16 protein-coding genes and 2 pseudogenes are annotated in these 17217 nt (G+C 74.5%); 6 read left to right on the top strand and 12 right to left on the bottom strand.

Features of this window, described 5'->3' with window-relative positions; genetic code table 11:
- Positions 1–2: 2 nt before the first annotated feature.
- The 3 genes and pseudogenes from BM237_RS17085 to BM237_RS17075 form a co-directional block, all read right to left on the bottom strand.
- Positions 3–1025: an ABC transporter ATP-binding protein gene (locus BM237_RS17085; protein WP_093850541.1), complete on the bottom strand. Its 1023-nt coding sequence runs from the start codon at positions 1023–1025 to the stop codon at positions 3–5.
- 37 nt (positions 1026–1062) lie between these two features.
- A complete protein-coding gene (locus tag BM237_RS17080; RefSeq protein WP_093850540.1) occupies positions 1063–1719 on the bottom strand; it encodes a hypothetical protein in 657 nt (218 codons plus the stop codon).
- A gap of 123 nt (positions 1720–1842) precedes the next feature.
- Positions 1843–2827 (bottom strand): annotated as a pseudogene (locus BM237_RS17075) (aldo/keto reductase).
- Between the two features lie 265 nt (positions 2828–3092).
- Here BM237_RS17075 and BM237_RS17070 point away from each other — a divergent pair.
- The 3 genes from BM237_RS17070 (at position 3093) to BM237_RS17060 (ending at position 7530) form a co-directional block, all read left to right on the top strand.
- Entirely contained in the window at positions 3093–4103 is a 1011-nt protein-coding gene (locus tag BM237_RS17070) for a pyridoxal-phosphate dependent enzyme (protein ID WP_093850539.1), read from the top strand.
- Positions 4104–4243: 140 nt separating this feature from the next.
- Complete coding sequence (locus tag BM237_RS17065; RefSeq protein WP_093850538.1) at positions 4244–5065, top strand: SAM-dependent methyltransferase; 822 nt, start codon at positions 4244–4246, stop codon at positions 5063–5065.
- A gap of 239 nt (positions 5066–5304) precedes the next feature.
- Complete coding sequence (locus BM237_RS17060) at positions 5305–7530, top strand: catalase (protein WP_093850537.1); 2226 nt, start codon at positions 5305–5307, stop codon at positions 7528–7530.
- A gap of 93 nt (positions 7531–7623) precedes the next feature.
- Here the strand turns inward: BM237_RS17060 and BM237_RS30335 are convergent.
- Together BM237_RS30335 and BM237_RS17045 are read right to left on the bottom strand one after the other, a co-directional pair.
- Positions 7624–8066 (bottom strand): annotated as a pseudogene (locus BM237_RS30335) (peptidoglycan-binding protein); the annotation flags it as partial.
- A 381-nt stretch (positions 8067–8447) separates the two neighbouring features.
- Positions 8448–9044, bottom strand: coding sequence for a helix-turn-helix domain-containing protein (locus tag BM237_RS17045; RefSeq protein WP_093850536.1), 597 nt, complete (start codon positions 9042–9044; stop codon positions 8448–8450).
- Between the two features lie 86 nt (positions 9045–9130).
- Here BM237_RS17045 and BM237_RS17040 point away from each other — a divergent pair, with 86 nt between their 5' ends.
- The gene (locus BM237_RS17040) at positions 9131–9802 is read left to right on the top strand and encodes a class I SAM-dependent methyltransferase (RefSeq protein ID WP_093850535.1); all 672 of its coding nucleotides are present in this window, start codon (positions 9131–9133) and stop codon (positions 9800–9802) included.
- 114 nt (positions 9803–9916) lie between these two features.
- On the opposite strand, the gene BM237_RS17035 is transcribed toward BM237_RS17040, so the two are convergent.
- Entirely contained in the window at positions 9917–10345 is a 429-nt protein-coding gene (locus BM237_RS17035) for an OsmC family protein (RefSeq protein WP_093850534.1), read from the bottom strand.
- A gap of 252 nt (positions 10346–10597) precedes the next feature.
- Here BM237_RS17035 and BM237_RS17030 point away from each other — a divergent pair, with 252 nt between their 5' ends.
- On the top strand, positions 10598–10951 hold the full coding sequence (locus BM237_RS17030) for a hypothetical protein (protein ID WP_093850533.1): 354 nt from the start codon (positions 10598–10600) through the stop codon (positions 10949–10951).
- A gap of 144 nt (positions 10952–11095) precedes the next feature.
- Positions 11096–11707: an adenosylcobinamide amidohydrolase gene (locus tag BM237_RS17025; protein WP_093850615.1), complete on the top strand. Its 612-nt coding sequence runs from the start codon at positions 11096–11098 to the stop codon at positions 11705–11707.
- A gap of 30 nt (positions 11708–11737) precedes the next feature.
- Here BM237_RS17025 and BM237_RS17020 read toward each other — a convergent pair whose 3' ends face one another.
- The 6 genes from BM237_RS17020 to BM237_RS16995 all read right to left on the bottom strand — a co-directional run bounded on the left by BM237_RS17020 (position 11738) and on the right by BM237_RS16995 (position 16959).
- Positions 11738–12154, bottom strand: a complete 417-nt coding sequence (locus BM237_RS17020; protein ID WP_093850532.1) for a hypothetical protein — start codon at positions 12152–12154, stop codon at positions 11738–11740.
- Positions 12155–12281: 127 nt separating this feature from the next.
- Positions 12282–12779: a nucleoside deaminase gene (locus BM237_RS17015; RefSeq protein ID WP_093850531.1), complete on the bottom strand. Its 498-nt coding sequence runs from the start codon at positions 12777–12779 to the stop codon at positions 12282–12284.
- A gap of 121 nt (positions 12780–12900) precedes the next feature.
- Entirely contained in the window at positions 12901–13779 is an 879-nt protein-coding gene (locus tag BM237_RS17010) for a S1 family peptidase (RefSeq protein ID WP_093850530.1), read from the bottom strand.
- Positions 13780–13960: 181 nt separating this feature from the next.
- Positions 13961–14689 carry a class I SAM-dependent methyltransferase gene (locus BM237_RS17005; protein WP_093850529.1) on the bottom strand — a complete coding sequence of 243 codons (729 nt, stop codon included), beginning with the start codon at positions 14687–14689 and terminating at the stop codon, positions 13961–13963.
- Positions 14690–14810: 121 nt separating this feature from the next.
- Positions 14811–15821 carry a zinc-dependent alcohol dehydrogenase gene (locus BM237_RS17000; protein WP_093850528.1) on the bottom strand — a complete coding sequence of 337 codons (1011 nt, stop codon included), beginning with the start codon at positions 15819–15821 and terminating at the stop codon, positions 14811–14813.
- 178 nt (positions 15822–15999) lie between these two features.
- Positions 16000–16959, bottom strand: coding sequence for a MerR family transcriptional regulator (locus BM237_RS16995; protein WP_175541040.1), 960 nt, complete (start codon positions 16957–16959; stop codon positions 16000–16002).
- Positions 16960–17217 lie beyond the last annotated feature (258 nt).

The raw sequence follows: 17217 nt of genomic DNA, 5'->3' as shown, positions 1-17217 counted from the left end.
TCCTACCGCGGGTCCCGCGGACTCGGTGCGTCCCGCGGGCTTTGTGCGTCCCGCGGTTCCGGCGCGTCCCGTCCCTCCCGGGCGCCGGGTCCGGCGCCGTCCGGCGAGGCGCCGTGTGCGGCGGCGACGGCCCCGCGCTGCCCGGAGGTGGCCTCGTAGTAGGTCAGGAAGATCTCCTCCAGGCTCGGTTCCCGGCTGCGGAGCCTGACCAGTTTGGCCGAGGCGAGCCGGGAGAGCGCGGCCGACGGCGGCCCGGTGACGGACACCCGCAGGCCCCGGTCGATCCGTTCCACGGCGACCACGCCCGGCACTTCGTCGAGCCGGGGCGGAGGGCCGTCCAGGACCGCCTCGAACACCGTGGTGTTCAGCTTGCGCAGATCCTCCAGTGCCGCGACCTCCGCCAGCCGCCCCGCGCGCAGGATCGCCACGCGGTGGCAGATGTCCTCCACCTGGTCCAGCAGGTGCGAGGAGAGGAAGACCGTCTGGCCTCGGTCGGCGGCCTCCCGGGCCAGCGCCTGGAACTCCGCCTCCATCAGGGGGTCGAGACCGCTGGTCGGTTCGTCCAGCAGCAGCACGTCGGGCCGGGTCATGAAGGCGGCGGTCAGCGCGATCTTCTGCCGGTTGCCCTTGGAGTACGAGCGGGCCCGCACGCCCGGGTCGACCCTCAGCCGTTCGATGAGCTCGTCCCGGAAGGCCTCGTCGGCGCCGCCGGACAGGTTGGCCAGGTGGGTGAGGGTCTCCATGCCGGTCAGCTGCGGCCACAGGGAGACGTCGCCCGAGACGTAGGAGACGTGCCGGTGGGCGCGCTCGACGTCCTCGGCCGGCACCCCCATGATCCACGCCGTCCCCGCGGTCGGGCGGACGAGGTGGAGCAGCAGGCGGATCGTGGTGGACTTGCCCGCCCCGTTGGGGCCCAGGAAGCCGAAGATCTCGCCCTGTTCCACCCGGAGGTCCAGGTCCTCCAGGGCGGTCACCGCGCCGAAGTGCTTCGTCAGCCCCTCGGTGTGTATGGCCGGAACGCGCATGCCGCACCTCCGAGGTCCGAGAAGGACACCTCCCACGCTACAGACCTCTTCGGCCGGAGGCAGGCGCGGAGGCGGGGGCGGAGGGCCCGCGCGGTCCCGCGACGGTGGTGACCACCCGCACCAGGGCGGGTGTGCGGGGCGCGGAGCCGAACCCGAACCGCACCGGTGGGTCGACCGGCGCGAGCGGGCCCAGGTCCCGGCCCTCCCAGGAGGCCTCGATCCCGGTGATCCCGCGCAGGTCCCGTACGCCGTACCACTCCCGGTATCCGCCGCCCGCACTGCCCCTGGTCCGCACCCCGGGCATCAGCCGGGCGGGGAGGTCGGTGAGCGCGACCCAGGCGGGCCGGGCGGCGAGCGGGGCGGGCACGCACCGCAGCAGCGTTCCGAGCCCGCCCCGGCGGCCGGTGGTGAGGCGCATCCGCAGCGGTCCGGCCGTGACGTGCCAGTGCCGTCCGGCCGCGTCCACCGTCACCGGGACGACCAGCACCCGGTCGAAGCGGTAGACCGCCGCGACGAAGTCCGCGATCCGCCGGGACGGGGCCAGCAGCAGCCGCTGCCCGTCGGCCCGCTCCACCATCACGTCGCTGAACGGTCCGAACGGCGACCGGGGCCAGTGTCCGAGTACGATCCGCGTCCCGGAGGACGTCCCCGCACCGGCGATCCACCCGTGGAAACGCTGGGCGTTCCGCACCATGGGCGCCCCTTCCGGCGAGAGGGGGTGTTCCCCGCCGGATCACCCCTTGACGTCCAGGATGCCCGGCCGGGCGCACCCGCGCCCGTGCGGTGCCCCGGGGCCGGGGCCGCGTCGGGCGGTCCCTCAGCCAGGCGCCTGCGCGCGCTCGTCGATCAGGCCCTGCCCGTACAGGTCGGCCCACAGCTCCTCGGGGACGCCCGCCCCCGAACGCCTCGATGTCGCGCCGCACCTCCCCGGCCGAGCGCATGCCGAGCACGACGCCCGCGACGACGGGGTGGCGCAGCGGGAACGCCATCGCCGCCCGCGGGAGCGTCACCCCGTGCGCCTCGCAGACGTCGGCGATGCGGTGCGCACGCCGCAGCGTCTCCGGCGGGGCCTGCGCGTACTCGTACCGCGCCCCCGCGGCCGGGCGCGGCTCGGCCAGGATTCCGGAGTTGAACACCGCGGCCGCCAGCACGGAGACACCGCGTCCGGCGCACGCGGGCAGCAGGTCGTCCAGGGCGCTGTGGTCCAGCAGGGTGTAGCGGCCGGCCAGCATGACCACGTCGACGTCGGTCTCCTCCACGAGCCGGGTCAGCATGCCGGTGTGGTGCATCCCCGCGCCGATGGCGCCCACCACGCCCTGGGAGCGCAGTTCGGCGAGCGCCGGGTATCCGTGGCGCAGCGCGTCCTCGAAGCACTCCTCCGCGTCGTGGAGGAAGAGCACGTCGACGCGGTCGGCCCCCATGCGGGTGAGCGAGTCCTCGACGCTGCGCAGCACCCCGTCGCGGGAGAAGTCCCTCACGCGGCGGTGCGTGGCGGGCACCTGGAAGCTCTCGTCCGTGCGGCCCCGCGGGTCCTGCGGGACCAGGATCCTGCCGACCTTGGTCGACAGCGTGTACTTCTCCCGGGGCAAGCCCCGCAGGAAGCCGCCGATGCGGCGCTCGGAGTGCCCGATGCCGTAGTGCGGGGCGGTATCGAAGTAGCGGATGCCGCCCTCCCAGGCCGCCGCGAGTGCCCCGGTCGCGGTGTCGTCGTCCAGCGGCTCGAAGAGTCCTCCGAGCGGTCCGCCGCCGAAGCCCAGCTCCGTGACCTCGACCGTGCTGCGCCCCAGCCGGTTCGTTCTCATCCCGCCGTTTCCTCCTTCTGCGTCACTGCGTCACTGCGTCACGCCGCCGCTGCCGCGGCCTTACCGGATACGGGAGACCCTTACGGGGAGGAACCGTCCCCGCGGCTCCCGGCGTTCAACCGCGCGGCGGCGGATCCCGTGCGGTATGCCGCGGTGCGCCGGTGTCCTGACGGCGTACCGGGTTCCCCGGTGCGCCGCCACCGTGTGTCACCATGTCCTCCACCGAAGCCCCGCTCACGGACGGCACACCAAGGTGACCACACGGATGACGACACCGGACGGCGCTCCGCGGCGGGCGGTCCTCGGTACCTGGCCGACGCCGCTGGAACCCGCGCCGCGCCTGGCTCTCGCCCTCGGGCTGGAGGCGGAGGACCTGTGGATCAAGCGGGACGACCTCACCGGTCTCGGCGGCGGCGGGAACAAGGTGCGCAAGCTGGAGTGGCTGTGCGGGGCGGCCCTGGCCGACGGCGCCACCGTCCTGGTCACCACCGGCGCGCCGCAGAGCAACCACGCGCGGCTGACGGCGGCCGCCGCCGCCCGGCTCGGCCTGGGGGCCGTGCTGGTGCTCGCCGGCCGTCCGGGGGCGTCCTCCTCCGGGAACCTGGCGCTCGACGGGCTCCTCGGCGCCCGGGTGGTGTGGGCCTGTGACACCGGCGCGGCCGCGCTCGACTCCGTCGCACACGGGATCGCCGAGAAGCTGAGCCGGCAGGGCGCCGTGCCGGCGCTCGTACCCTTCGGGGGCTCCAGTGTGCTCGGCGCCCGGGGCTACGCCGAGTGCGGGCGTGAACTCCTCGCCCAGGCTCCCGGCCTGGACACGGTGGTCACCGCCGTCGGCTCCGGGGGGACCATGGCGGGGCTCGTCGGCGAGCTGGGCGCGCACCGGGTCCTGGGCGTCCACGTCGGCGCCGTGTCCGCGCCCGCCGTCACCGTCTCCCGTCTGGCCTCCGGCCTGACCGGCACGTACTGCTCGCCGGAGTCGCTGCGGCTGCGCATGGACCAGGTGGGGGCCGGCTACGGCACGCTGACGGAACCGGCCCGGTCCGCGCTTCTCCTCGCCGCGCGCACCGAGGGGCTCGTGCTCGACCCCGTCTACACCGGCCGGGCACTGGCCGGGCTGGCGGCGGCCGTCGCGGACGGCACGGTCCGCCCCGGGCGCCGCACGGTTCTCCTCCACTCCGGCGGTCTGCCCGGTCTCTTCGGCCACGCACCGGCGCTGGCCGCCGCCGAGTCCGGACTGACCGCCGAGGACACGGACAAGGGCACCGCCGGGCCCTGAGCCGCCTCCTCCGTCTCCTCGCAGCGGCGTCCGCCCGGCCCTGCCGACTGCCGAATTTGATCAACAGAGCTGCTGCCAGGGCGAGTTCGAGCGCGTAGTTTGACGGGAGCAATCGCGCAGGACCTCAGGAGGGGGCTCCCATGGCAGATGGAACGACCACGTCCGAGCAGGTGTCGGCCCGGATCGACACCACCGTCCCGCACTCGGCCCGGATGTGGGACTACTGGCTGGGCGGCAAGAACTACTACGAGGTGGACAAGGCCGCCGGCGACCAGGTCCGCAGCATCCACCCCGGCATCCTGGACTACGCCCGGGCCGACCGGGCGTTCCTGGGCCGAGCGGTGACCCATCTGGCCGGCGAGGCGGGCGTCCGGCAGTTCCTGGACATCGGCACCGGTCTGCCGACCAGCGAGAACACCCACGAGGTCGCCCAGCGCATCGCGCCGGACGCCCGGATCGTCTACACCGACAACGACCCCATCGTGCTGGCGCACGCCAGGGCCCTGCTGACCTCCACCCCCGAGGGCGTCACCGACTACCTCGACGCCGATCTGCACGACCCCGACGCCATCCTGCGGGAGGCGGCCAGGACTCTGGACTTCACCGAGCCGGTCGCGGTCATGCTGCTGGGCATCGTGATGTTCGTCGAGGAGACCGACCGGGCCCGCGCGATCGTGAGGCGGCTCATGGACGCGGTCCCCTCCGGCAGTCACCTGGTGCTGTCGCACACCATCACCGCCCCCGGGCTGGACGACGTGGACGCGGCGGTCGAGTACTGGAACAGCGTCGGTACTCCGAAGCTCCACCAGCGCACGCCCGAGGAGGTCGCGCGGTTCTTCGACGGGCTGGAACTGCTGGAGCCGGGCGTGGTGTCGTGCTCGCGGTGGCGGCCGGAGCCCTCACCGTCCGGTGAACTCCCCGACGAGGTGGCCTTCTACTGCGGCGTGGCCCGCAAGCCCTGACGGACGCCCGGGGCCGCCCGGACCGGCGGGAGCGACGGGTACGGCGACGGCGGGGGCTGGAACCGGGCGGGTGTGCGCAGGGCCTGCCGGAGACACGGCCGCGTGCGTGCCGGGGTTCCGGGGGCTGCCCGGAACGGACGGGACGGACAGGAAGGTGACTTTTCGCTTTTCGCGTTTCGACGTCCGGTTCGCAGGTGACGAGTGTGCCGTTGCCCGTCTGCCCCCACGGAGGAGCGAATATGGAACAGCAGCACCCCGTTCCCGGCCGCCCCGGTCCCGAGCCGCCCCCGCTCGAGGAGCCGACCGAGCCCCGGGGGCCGCTGCCTCCCAAGCCCGACCAGGGCGGCCCCGCCACCGTCAGCCCCACCGGGCAGCCCACCGGCGCGGACCGGGCGGTGATGGCACAGGGCGGGGAGTACCTCACCACCGCGCAGGGGCACCGGCTGCCGGACACCGACCACTCCCTGAAGGTGGGCGCCCGCGGACCGGTGCTGCTGCGGGACCATCATCTGCGGGAAAAAATCACCCACTTCGACCACGAGCGCATCCCCGAGCGCGTGGTGCACGCGCGGGGTGCCGCGGCCCACGGCGTGTTCCGGGGGTACGGCACGGCGGCGAGCGTGACCAGGGCCGCCTTCCTGGACAAGGACGTCGAGACCCCGGTCTTCGTCCGCTTCTCCACGGTGCTCGGCTCCCGGGGGTCCGCGGACACCGTCCGGGACACCCGGGGGTTCGCCGTGAAGTTCTACACCGGCGAGGGCGTCTTCGACCTGGTGGGGAACAACATCCCGGTCTTCTTCATCCAGGACGCCATCAAGTTCCCCGACGTCATCCACGCGGGCAAGCCGCACCCGGACCGGGAGATCCCGCAGGCGCAGAGCGCGCACGACACCTTCTGGGACTTCGTCTCCCTGCACACCGAGGCCACCCACCACACGCTGTGGAACATGTCCGACCGGGGCATCCCGCGCTCGTACCGGATGATGGAGGGCTTCGGAGTCCACACCTTCCGGCTGGTGAACGCCGACGGCAAGACGACGCTGGTGAAGTTCCACTGGAAGCCGAAGCTCGGCGTGCACTCCCAGGTGTGGGAGGAGGCCCAGATCACGGGCGGCGCCGACCCCGACTTCCACCGGCGCGACCTCGCCGACGCGATCGAGGCGGGCGCCCACCCGCAGTGGGAGCTGGGCATCCAGACGTTCCCCGACACACCCGAACAGACCTTCGAGGGCATCGACCTGCTGGACCCGACCAAGATCGTCCCCGAGGAACTGGCCCCGGTGCAGCCGCTCGGGCTGCTGACGCTCGACCGCAATCCGAGCAACTTCTTCGCCGAGACCGAGCAGGTCGCCTTCCACCCGGGCCATCTGGTGCCGGGCATCGACGTCACCGACGACCCGCTGCTGGCCGGGCGGCTGTTCTCCTACATCGACACCCAGATCACCCGGCTGGGCGGCCCCAACTTCGCCCAGCTGCCGATCAACCGCCCGCACGCGCCGGTCAACGACATGCTGCGGGACGGTATGCACCAGACCGCCGTGCACCGGGGCACGGCCCCCTACCGGCCCAACTCCCTGGACGGGGGCTGCCCGTTCACCGCCGGGACCGAGGCGGGCGCGTACGTCGAGGTGCCCGTCGAGGTGCCGGCCGGGCGGAAGGTGCGGGAGGCTCCGGCCTCCTTCGCCGACCACTTCAGCCAGCCGCGGCAGTTCTGGCTCAGCCTGTCGCCGGTCGAGCAGGAGCATGTGATCTCCGCCTACACCTTCGAGCTGAGCAAGTGCTACGAGAAGGCGATCAAGGAGCGGGTGCTGCGCACGCTCGCCAACATCGACCCCCGGCTGTGCGGGGAGGTCGCCGAGGGTCTCGGGCTGCCGGCCCCCGAGCCGTCGGAACCCCTGGCCGACGTCGTGCCCAGCCCGGCGCTCTCCCAGGTGGGGCGGGAGTGGCCCGTCGCCGGGCGGGTCGTGGGGATCGTCACCGACGGCAGCGGCGACCTGGAGTCCGTGCGCGCGGCCCGGCAGGCGGTGCTCGACCAGGGCATGGTGCCGCTGGTGGTCGCGCCCACCGGCGGTGTGCTGGGCGCGGACACCGGTGACCCCGTCACCGTCCAGCGCACCTTCGCGGCCGCCCGCTCCATCGAGTTCGACGCCCTGCTCCTGGCCGGCGCGCCCGCTCCGGCCGCCGACGCCCACGGAGCCCGGGACGCCAAGGCCGGCAGCGGCGACCGGAGCGGGGACGCCGGCCAGGCGGTCGACCCCCGGGTGGTGCTGCTGGTCGGCGAGGCCTACCGGCACTCCAAGGCCCTAGGCGGCTGGGCGGGCGCCGAGCGGGTCTGGCAGGCGGCGGGCATCGCCTCCGACGCACCCGGCGTGGTCGGCGGCGGCGACGGCCGGGACGTCCTGCCCGAGGTCGTCCGGCTGCTGACCCGCCACCGGGTCTGGGAGCGCTTCCCCGCGGCTGTCTGACGCCCCTCCCGCGCGCAGGGCCCGGCCTTCCGGCCGGGCCCTGCGCGTGCCGGAGAGTCCCGGTGGCCGAACGGCGGGGCTCGTGGCGCTTCGTCAGACGTCGGGGACGCGCAACTTCTTCCAGCTGGTGGGGCCGGGGATGCCGTCGGCGTCCTTGCGGTGAAGCCCAGCTCGCGCTGCCAGGCGGCGTAGGACTGCCGGTCGGCCTCGGTCCACCTGGGCCGGGACCCGTCTTGTGGCGCCGGCAGCCCTCGGCCACCAGCCGTCTGCCCATCGCCGTGATGATCGCGCTTCTGCGGCCGGCCCGGAAGAAGCCCGCGCCCGGGTACGGCTCGTACCGCGCGGGCGGCCTGGGCGCCGGCTCGGCGGGGCCGTCCGCGTTCCTTCCCAGGCGCCCGACGATGCGGCTCCGCATGGCGCCCGTCGAGAAGCCGCGCGGGTCCACCTTGCCCGGTGGCCGCTCACGGTGGCCGATCTACGGACTTCTCGTTCCAGCCGTGCGCGCGGCAGACGGCGGCCGCGGCCTTCTCCCCGGCCTCCACCCGGGCCCCGGCCGCCGGTTCCCCCTCGGTCGCCGAGGGGACGGGCCCGGCCAGGGGGCTGATGGACAGCCGCAGGTCGCAGACGCCGTCCTCGCCCATCACCCAGGCCGGCGGCGCGTGGTGCACATGGATACCGGCCGGCTCGCGGTGGTCCCAGCGGCGCAGGTACGGGTGCAGTTCGGGGCGCCGGCCCACACCGCCGCCCGGTTCCCCCGACAGCCTCACGCGCCGCCCGGGCAGATCCACCTCATCCACCCGCAGCAGCGGCAGCGGCTCGCCGCGGCCGGTGCGGGCGGTGTCGGCCCGCTCCGGGCGCCGGCTGCACGCCGCCGTGCGCGACCTCGGCGCGGAGCCTCCGGATGCGCGCGGCGGTCGTCACCCCGCTCTCTTCGAGGGCCGGGCGCGTACGTGCATCCGCTCGCCCTGCGGCCCGAAGATGCTGATGAACTCGACGGGCCGCTCGCCGGCGTTCGCGAGGCCGTGGGGGGTGCGGGTGTCGAACTCGGCGGCCTCCCCCGCGCCGAGGACGAGGTCGTGCTCGCCCAGAGCCAGCCGCAGCCGCCCGGACAGGACGTAGAGCCACTCGTAGCCCTCGTGCGTCTGCTGCTCGGGCCGCCCGCTCCCGCCGTACCCGGCGGGCATGATCTGCTTGTAGGCGTGCAGACCGCCCAGGCTGCGGGTCAGCGGCACGAAGGTCTGCCCGTACCGGTTGAAGGGACGGGAGTGGACACGGGGGTCGCCGGTGGCGGGCGCGCCGACGAGTTCGTCCAGGGGGACGCCGTAGGCCCTGGCCAGGGGGAGCAGCAGTTCCAGAGTGGGTCTGCGCTGCCCCGACTCCAGGCGCGAGAGGGTGCTGAGCGATATCCCGGTCGTCTCGCTCATCTGGGAGAGCGTCGCGCCGCGCGCCTGGCGCAGGGCCCGCAGCCGGGGGCCCACACCGGTCAGAACGTTCTCGAAATCGTCGTCGGCCATCTCTCCATTTGCCGGTCCGGCAAAGATATTTGTCAAGTGGACGGGCCCGGGCGGAGGCTTGCCGCATGACGGAAGGAAGAGGAGACATGACCGGACACGACGAGCATTCCCCGGCCACGCCCGCCCAGGGGGCCGGGGAGTTCTGGGACGACCTCTACGGTGCGGGCGAGCGGATCTGGAGCGGCGAGCCCAACGCCGCCCTGGTCCGCGAGACGGCGGATCTGGCCCCGGGCAGCGCCCTGGACCTGGGATGCGGTGAGGGGGCCGACGCGATCTGGCTCGCCCGGCGGGGCTGGCGCGTCACCGCGGTGGACGTCTCGCGGATCGCCCTGGAACGCGGAGCCGAGCAGGCCCGGCGGGCGGGCGTCGCCGACCGGATCGAATGGCTGCGGCACGATCTGGCCGAGTCCTTCCCCGGCGGCTCCTTCGACCTGGTCTCCGCCCACTTTCTGCACGCCCCCTCCCCCGTCGAGCTGCCCCGCGAGCGGATTCTGCGCGACGCCGCGGCGGCCGTGTCGCCGGGGGGCGTGCTGCTGGTCGTCGGACACGCCGGCCCTCCCCCGTGGGCCGACGATCACGGCCACGACGACCACCCGCCCCTGCCCACGTCGGCGGAGGTCCTCGGCTCGCTCGGCCTCCCGGAGCAGGAGTGGGAGCCGCTGGTGAGCGGGGAGTACCGGCGCGATGCGACCGGGCCCGACGGGCAGCGGGCCGTCCTCGAGGACGCCGTGCTCAAACTGCGGCGGCTGCCCGGCTGATACCTCCGGGGCCGGTCGGGCCGGCCCCGGAAGACAGGGCCGGGCCGGACGGGAACGCGTGCGCGTTCCCGTCCGGCCCGGTGGTGCGCGGGGCCGTGCCCCGGCTCCGGCGCGTCAGACGAGCCGGGCGTCCAGGGTGATGTTCTTGACGCCGGCCAGTGCCTGGCTGACCGGGCAGTTGGCCTTGGCCTCCTCCGCGGCCGCCTGGAAGTCCTCCTCGGACAGCCCGGGAACGGTGGCGCGGACGGTCAGCTTGATGGCGGTGATGCCCTCGCCCGGCTGGAAGGTGACGTCCGCCTGGGTGTCGAGCTTCTCCACCGTGTGGCCCTTGCGGGCCAGGCCGCCGGAGAAGGCCATCGAGTAGCAGGAGGAGTGGGCCGCCGCGATCAGTTCCTCGGGGCTGGTCTTGCCACCGGGCTCCTCGGCGCGGGCGGGCCAGCTCACCTCATAGGTGCCGATCCCGGAGGACTCCAGGGCGACGTTGCCCCTGCCTTCGAGGAGGTTGCCTTCCCAGTGGGTCTTGGCGGTGCGGGTGGTGGCCATGACTGTCGCTCCTGACGGGTTGTGAGTGGCAAGAAATTCTGCGGTGATCAGTTTATGCGGCAAGGCCGCCCCGGCCCGGCGAACCGGCCCGGGCCCGGCGCGTGCCGCGCCGGAACGGGCTCCACGGGCCGCCCGGAACGGATAACCGATGGCCCGCGGTCCGGGGCACCGGTAGCGTCTCTTCCCGCCCGGCGCGGCGGCACACCTGCCTGCCGTTCCCTCCACCTCCCGCACGCACCGAAGGAGCGCCCGATGACAGGCCGGCCTCCGACGACCCCCCTGTGGCGGCCCACCGGGCCGAAGGAACTGGCACTGGTGCGGGATTCCCGGTGGCGCGCCTGGCCGCCCCGGCTGCCCGAACAGCCGATCTTCTACCCGGTGCTGAACGAGGACTACGCGATCAGGATCGCCAGGGACTGGAACGTGAAGCACGACGGGGCGGGCTTCGTCACGCGATTCGAGGTCGAGACCGGCTTCCTGTCCCGTTATCCGGTGCGGCGGGTCGGCGGGGAGACCATCCTCGAACTGTGGGTCCCGGCGGAGGAGCTCGACGACTTCAATGCACACGTCGTCGGGCGGATCCGGGTGGTCCACGAGTTCCACTGAGCCGCCGGGCACCCGTCACCCGGCGCCCCCGCGATCCCGTCCGCGGGCCCCGCGCTAGGGTGCAGCGTGCTCCTGCGATCCCCTCACGGCTCCCTGGCCGACGTACGCGTCCTGCACCACCGGGAGCAGGACGCTTCCTGGCCGATGCTGTTCTGGCGGCCCGAGTCCGGGCGGCGGATGATCAGCAGCGCGCTGCTGGGCGGCGGGCTCGGTGAGCGCGGCTGGGTCCTCAACGCCCAGGTGCCTCCCGGTTACGCGCGACTGGACGCCGAACGGCACCTGGCCGAACTGGCCGGGCGTGCGGGCGCGGAGGGGCCCGGTGTGGGTCTGATGACCGCGGCCCGGGTGCTGGACCACTGCGTCGCGGTGGACGAGGGGGTCGAGGCCCTGGTCACGGCCGGGATCGGCGTACACGGCTGGGCCGCGGCGCCGGGCGCCGGCAGTGGCGGACCGCTGCCCGCCGGGACCATCAACATCCTGGTCTCGGTGCCGGTCGCGCTGTCGGACGCCGCCCTGGTCAACGCCGTGGCCACGGCCACCGAGGCCAAGGTCCAGGCGCTGCGGGACGCCGGTGTGGACGCCTCGGGCACACCGACCGACGCGGTGTGCGTCGCCGCCGCGCCGCCTTTGCCGGGTCGTCCGACCGCCGTCGAGCCCTTCGCCGGCCCCCGCTCCCCGTGGGGCGCCCGTCTGGCCCGCGCCGTGCACCGGGCGGCCTATCTGGCCTGCACCCGTACGGCGGCGGCCGACGGCTGACGGTCCACCCGGCTCACAGGTCCACCCGGCTCACAGATCGGCGCAGATCCCGCGCGCCCGCTCCAGGTCCTTCTTCGCCTGCGCGTCGAACCCGAAGGTCGAGAGAACCCGGTGGTGCGACTTCCGGAGCGCCTCCGCGAGCGGCTCGTACCGCTCGTCGCCCGCGGCCGCCGAGGCGGAGAGGGCCTGCGCCGCTCCCCAGCGGTTGAGCGCCGCCTCACCGGCCGGCCCCTCGTCCGTGTACCGCGACTCGTCGAAGCGCTCCAGGGCGCCGCACGCCGCACGTGCGTCGGCCTCCGGGCCTGCGGCGGCGCCGCTTTCACCGGTGAGGGCCCAGGCGGCCCCGACGCCCGCGCCGCCGATCACCAGTCCGGCCGCCAGTGCGGCGAGAAGCGGGCCCGTGCGGCGGCGGGCAGGGGACACCGGGGTCTCGGATGGCTGCTGCATGAGCCCGAAGCGTAGCGGCAGGCCGCCGCGCCGGTGAGAGGCCCCTCCCCCTTGAACCGCCCTGTCCGGAAGCCGAGTTGTCCAGCCGGCGAGTGGCCCGGCGGGCGCTCCGTCCTCGCTTCCGGGATCAGGCCGCGCCGTGGAGGCGGCGGTGCAGCTCGCGCACTTCCCGCGCGAGGCCGGGGACCGGCCCCTCCACCGCGACACCGGGTGCGATCTCCTTCACCGGCGGCGTCCGCACCAGTGGTGCGGGCACGCCCAGTTCGGCCGGCCAGGAGGCCAGTTGCGCGGAGGAACTCGCGTAGACGATGCGGCCCAGTCCGACCCGGGCGTGGGTGGCGGCGCACATCGGGCAGTGCTCCCCGGACGTGTGGACGGTCGCCGCCTCCCGTTCCCGCGGTGTCATGTGGGCGGCGGCCCAGCGCGCCGGCCCGAACCCCGGGTGGCGGGTGCGGTCGCCGAGGGCGACCCGGTTGCGGTCCTCGGCCAGGACCGTCCCGTCCCCGCCGACGAGTACGGAGCCGAACGGTTCGTCGCCCGCCTCCAGCGCCTCGGTCGCCGGCTCCACGCAGCGGCGCAGATGGCGCAGATGGCGCAGATGGCGCAGCCCGGCACCGTCCACCATGACGGCCTCCTGCGGTGTGTGATCTCGCGGCCCGGATGCTACTGGGCCCTCCTGGCCGGGCTCGTCCGCGCCGCGCGCCCGTTCCGGGGAGGGCGGGGGCCAGCGCCCCCGCCCGGCCGGGTCAGTACATGGTCGCCTTGTAGGCGCTGAGCGCCTCGGGGACGGGCTGGTAGAAGGTGGTGCCGCCCCTGCGGCAGTCGCCGCTGCCGCCGGAGGTGATACCGAGGGCTCTGGAGCCGTCGTAGAGCGGGCCGCCGGAGTCGCCGGGCTCCGCGCAGACGTTCGTCTGGATCATGCCGCGGACGGTGCCGCTTCCGCTGTAGCGGACCGTGACGTTCAGGGCGGTGACGGTGCCGCTGTGGGTGCCGGTGGTGGATCCGGTGCGCTTGACCGACTGGCCCACGTAGGCGTCGGCCGGGGTGAAGCCGCCCGGATGCCCCAGGGAGGTGTTGTCATAGCGGACGAGGGCGTAGTCGTTGCCGGGGAAGCTCGACTTCACGGTCGGGCCGATGAGCGTGCGCTGACCCGAATCGGCGTACCAGGTGTCGACCACGTCGCCGCAGTGCCCGGCGGTGAGGAAGTGGTACGTGCCGCCGCTGAGGACGTTGAAACCGAGCGAGCAGCGGTAGCCGTTGCCGTAGATGGCGTCGCCGGCGGAGCCCAGCGGGGCGATGACGCCCGGTGTCCGCTCGATCCTGATCGCGCCGGCGTTCGCGCCCGCGGCCTTCCGCAGGGCTCGGACGTCGGTGGGCGAGACGGTGCTGTCGGCCGTCACCACGACGCGTCCGGTCCGGTCGTCGACGTGCCAGGCGATGCCGTCGACGTCCGTGTGGAGTACGGCGTCGCTCGCCCGGGAGAGCTCGGCCGCGCCGTAGGCGCGCGGGGCGGCCGCGGTGGCGCTCGGCGCGGTGGTCACGGCGGCGACGCCCAGGCCGAGCACGGCGGCGAGCAGCCGGGCACGGCGGGCTGTGCTCCTTGCGGTGGTGCGTCTGGTCCTCACGTGGTCTCCTCCTCGTGGTGGGGAAGCCGGTGGGCGACGGCACGTGGGGGGTGTCGCGCGGCGCGCGGAGACGTGTCCACCGAGGGCCGTTGATGACGTGCACCTGACATCAACAAAACGAGTATCGGACCGTCGCGCGACCCGCACAAGACCGCCTCCCCGCCCCGCACCCGGCCGTCCCTCAGGCGCGCCGGGCCACGACCAGCCTGCAGCGGGGGCTGCCGTCCTCCCGTCTGCCGAGCTCCTCCAGCGGCAGCGTGCCCACCTCGAATCCCGCGTCGGTCAGTTCCCGGCGCACGCCGGGGAGGGGGAACGTCCGGTAGTACATGACGAACGGGGGGCGCCACAGCGCGTTGCGCACCCGCATCGCCGCGTCGAAGCCCCACAGCGTCCAGTACGCGCGCGACCCGACCCGGGGCGGCGCGCCGACGGGGAAGGCGAACAGGCCCCCGGGCCGGAGCGCCGCGTGCACTCCCGCGAACAGCCCGGGCCGCTCCTCGGGCAGGAAGTGCCCGAACGCACCGAAGCTGACGGCCAGGTCGAAGGCCCCGGCGAAGGGCAGTCTCCGTACGTCGGCGCGCACCCAGCCGACCGCCGGCCCACCGGGGTCCTCCGGGTGGGCGAAGCGGGCCTCGCCGAGCATGCCGGCGCTGAAGTCGACGCCCACGGCCCGCCGTTCGCACAGCCGCAGCAGGACGCCCGTCCCCGCGCCGGTCCCGCAGCACACGTCCAGGCCCGTTGCGAACGGCCCCAGCGGTTCGAGCGCGCGTGCGGTGGCCTCCAGCAGGCGGTCCGATGTCCTGAACGGCGTCAGGTCGAACTTCGGCGCGAGCAGGTCGTAGCCGCGCTCGACGGACGACAGCGCCTGCACGGCGAGTTCGGGGAGGGTCGGGCCCTGAGCGGTGAACATGCCGCCCACCGTAACGAGCGGGTGGGTCCGCCCGTCACCCCGGCAGCCCTCCGCCCCTGCCGGCGGGGGCCGCGGCAGGGGCGGAGGGCGAATCGGCGGGCCGGCCGGGGCCGGCGGCGCGTCACATCTCGAAGACGACGCGGGCCCTGACGTGGCCGCCGAGGATCTCCTCGATGCAGTCGTTGACGGCCTCCAGCGGGCGGGTCTCGTAGATCACCTTCGTGCGTCCTGCCGCGTGGAGGGCGAAGACCTCCGCGAGGTCCTGCCGGGTGCCGACGATCGAGCCGATGACGGAGGTGCCGTTCAGCACGGTGTCGAAGACCGGGACGCGCAGGGCGCCGCCCGCCGGGAGCGAGACGAGCACCAGTTTCCCGCCGCGCCGCAGGCCGCGCTGGAGCGCCTCCGTCGCCCGGTCGTCGACGGCGAGCGCGATGGCGGCGTGGGCTCCGCCGTGCTTGCGGAGCACCTCGGCCGGGTCCTCCTTGCGCGCGTCGATCAGGATGTCGGCGCCCAGCTCCGCGGCCAGGGAGAGCTTGTCGTCGGTGACGTCGACGGCCGCCACCGTGGCTCCGGCGATCTTCGCGTACTGGACGGCGAGGTGTCCCAGTCCGCCGATGCCGGAGACGGCCACCAGATCGGTCGGCCCCACCCCGGCCACCTTGACCGCCTTGTAGGTCGTCACGCCCGCGCAGGTCAGCGGGGCCGCCTCGCGCGGGTCGATGCCGTCGGGCACCGGCTGGGCGAAGTCGGCGTGGGCCAGCATCATCTCGGCGTGGCCGCCGTCGACGCCGTAGCCGGTGTTCTTCTGCCGCTCGCACAGCGTCTCCCAGCCGGACAGGCAGTGCTCGCAGCGCCCGCAGGCCCAGCCGAGCCAGGGCACCGCCACCCGCTGGCCGACCGACAGATGGGTGACGTCGTCACCGAGCCGTTCGATGATGCCGACGCCCTCGTGGCCGGGGATGAAGGGCGGGTTCGGCTTGACCGGCCAGTCGCCGCGGGCGGCGTGGATGTCGGTGTGGCACAGACCCGACGCCTCGACGCGGATGCTGACCTGCGCGGGGCCGGGCCGCGGATCGGGCCGGTCCTCGATGACCAGGGGTTCGCCGAGGGTTCGGACGACTGCTGCTCTCATGGCCTTGGCTCCTTGTGTCCGGCTCCGGCGTACCGGATTCCTGTCCTTCTCCTTCACTCTCCCGCCTCGCGAGGGGCGGCGACAGGTCCGACAGGAACAGTCCGCGGGACCGAACGGCCCCCCTCCGTGGTGCCGTACGGCCTCGGCCGGCACGGTTGCCGGCACGGCGGGCGCGGCGTTACCGGGCGCGGGGTCGGACGGGTCGTCGGCCGCCGGGCGCGTCCAGGAGTGCGGCCAGGGCGCCTGGCAGGTCGTGCAGCGGGGCCGCGGCACCGGGAACGTCCGGGGGCCAGCCCGGTCCGGCCGGGTGGACGGGGGCGGGGGCGGGGGCGGGGGCCGTCTCCAGCGCGGTCCGCAGCCAGGAGAGATCGGCCGTCGCGGGGGAGCGGGCCCACAGCACCACGGCGCCGGGGCGGGCGAGGGCGAGGGCGTCGGTCAGGGCGGGGACGGGCAGGTCGCCGGCCAGGATGGCGGCGCGGCCCTCCTCCGCCAGGGCGGCGGCCAGGGCCGTCAGCGGCAGCGTGTGGTGCTCGGCCGGTGCGGCGGCCAGGAGCACGGGGCCGGGAGCGCCGGGGCCGGGGCCGGACGGGAGCGCGGTGGCACGGTCCTGGGCGTGGCGGCGCAGGGCGCTTTCGACGATGCCGCTGGTGACGTGCTCCACCTCGACACCGCGGCCGGTCTCCTCCCAGTGTTCGCCGATGGCGGTGAGGGCGGGCGCGAGCACGGTCGTCCAGGCGTCGGCGGCCCCGAGCCGGGCCAGCGATGCCGACACCACCGCCTGGACTGCCGCGGTGTCCAGCGCGTGCATGGCCTCGGTCAGCTCCGCCGCGCCCGCTCCCGCGCCCGCGTCCGGCGGGCCGGCCGCGGTCACCGCGCGGGCCGCGTCGGCGGCGGGCACGCCCCGGCGGACGAGCGTACGCATGCGCTCCAGCCGCTCCAGGTCCCGCGCCGAGTAGCGGCGGTGTCCGCCGGGGGTCCGTCCGGAGGGGGCGAGGCCGTAGCGGCGCTCCCAGGCCCGGAGGGTGGCGGTGCTCATCTCCAGGCGTTCGGCCACCACACCCACCGGCAGCAGGATCTGGCCCGCCTCCTGTCCGAAGGCCGGGCGCGCGGCGGCGCGGGAGGGGTGAGCGGAGGGCATGGGGCCATCGTCCGCCCAGGTCGGACCGGAGGCAAGCCACCGGCTGTACAAGTTGCGCACAATTTCGTTTGCCCCTGCCGGACACGGGCACCCGCGAAGCGACGGGTCGCCCCGAACGGCCCGGTGCGGCTTGGAGGGGGCTTTCACACGTGCGTCGGCACCGCGCACTTCCCGTCGCCCATCCGCGCCGCGCGATGCCTCCGCTTCACCCGTCCAGAGCGCCCGTACTGAGAGCATTGTCTTCAATGTTCGGGTGTG

The sequence above is a fragment of the Streptomyces mangrovi genome, from assembly GCF_900114215.1.
Classification (GTDB): Bacteria; Actinomycetota; Actinomycetes; order Streptomycetales; family Streptomycetaceae; genus Streptomyces; species Streptomyces barkulensis.
The sequence above is the reverse complement of the archived record's forward strand: the minus strand, read 5'-3'. Positions and strand labels throughout refer to the sequence as shown.

Excerpts from the sequence above, each read along its gene's own strand:
- BM237_RS17085 (WP_093850541.1), bottom strand. The coding sequence starts at position 1,025 with ATGCGCGTTCCGGCCATACACACCGAGGGGCTGACGAAGCACTTCGGC.
- BM237_RS17080 (WP_093850540.1), bottom strand. The coding sequence starts at position 1,719 with ATGGTGCGGAACGCCCAGCGTTTCCACGGGTGGATCGCCGGTGCGGGG.
- BM237_RS17070 (WP_093850539.1), top strand. The coding sequence starts at position 3,093 with ATGACGACACCGGACGGCGCTCCGCGGCGGGCGGTCCTCGGTACCTGG.
- BM237_RS17065 (WP_093850538.1), top strand. The coding sequence starts at position 4,244 with ATGGCAGATGGAACGACCACGTCCGAGCAGGTGTCGGCCCGGATCGAC.
- BM237_RS17060 (WP_093850537.1), top strand. The coding sequence starts at position 5,305 with ATGGAACAGCAGCACCCCGTTCCCGGCCGCCCCGGTCCCGAGCCGCCC.
- BM237_RS17045 (WP_093850536.1), bottom strand. The coding sequence starts at position 9,044 with ATGGCCGACGACGATTTCGAGAACGTTCTGACCGGTGTGGGCCCCCGG.
- BM237_RS17040 (WP_093850535.1), top strand. The coding sequence starts at position 9,131 with ATGACCGGACACGACGAGCATTCCCCGGCCACGCCCGCCCAGGGGGCC.
- BM237_RS17035 (WP_093850534.1), bottom strand. The coding sequence starts at position 10,345 with ATGGCCACCACCCGCACCGCCAAGACCCACTGGGAAGGCAACCTCCTC.
- BM237_RS17030 (WP_093850533.1), top strand. The coding sequence starts at position 10,598 with ATGACAGGCCGGCCTCCGACGACCCCCCTGTGGCGGCCCACCGGGCCG.
- BM237_RS17025 (WP_093850615.1), top strand. The coding sequence starts at position 11,096 with ATGCTGTTCTGGCGGCCCGAGTCCGGGCGGCGGATGATCAGCAGCGCG.
- BM237_RS17020 (WP_093850532.1), bottom strand. The coding sequence starts at position 12,154 with ATGCAGCAGCCATCCGAGACCCCGGTGTCCCCTGCCCGCCGCCGCACG.
- BM237_RS17015 (WP_093850531.1), bottom strand. The coding sequence starts at position 12,779 with ATGGTGGACGGTGCCGGGCTGCGCCATCTGCGCCATCTGCGCCATCTG.
- BM237_RS17005 (WP_093850529.1), bottom strand. The coding sequence starts at position 14,689 with ATGTTCACCGCTCAGGGCCCGACCCTCCCCGAACTCGCCGTGCAGGCG.
- BM237_RS17000 (WP_093850528.1), bottom strand. The coding sequence starts at position 15,821 with ATGAGAGCAGCAGTCGTCCGAACCCTCGGCGAACCCCTGGTCATCGAG.
- BM237_RS16995 (WP_175541040.1), bottom strand. The coding sequence starts at position 16,959 with ATGCCCTCCGCTCACCCCTCCCGCGCCGCCGCGCGCCCGGCCTTCGGA.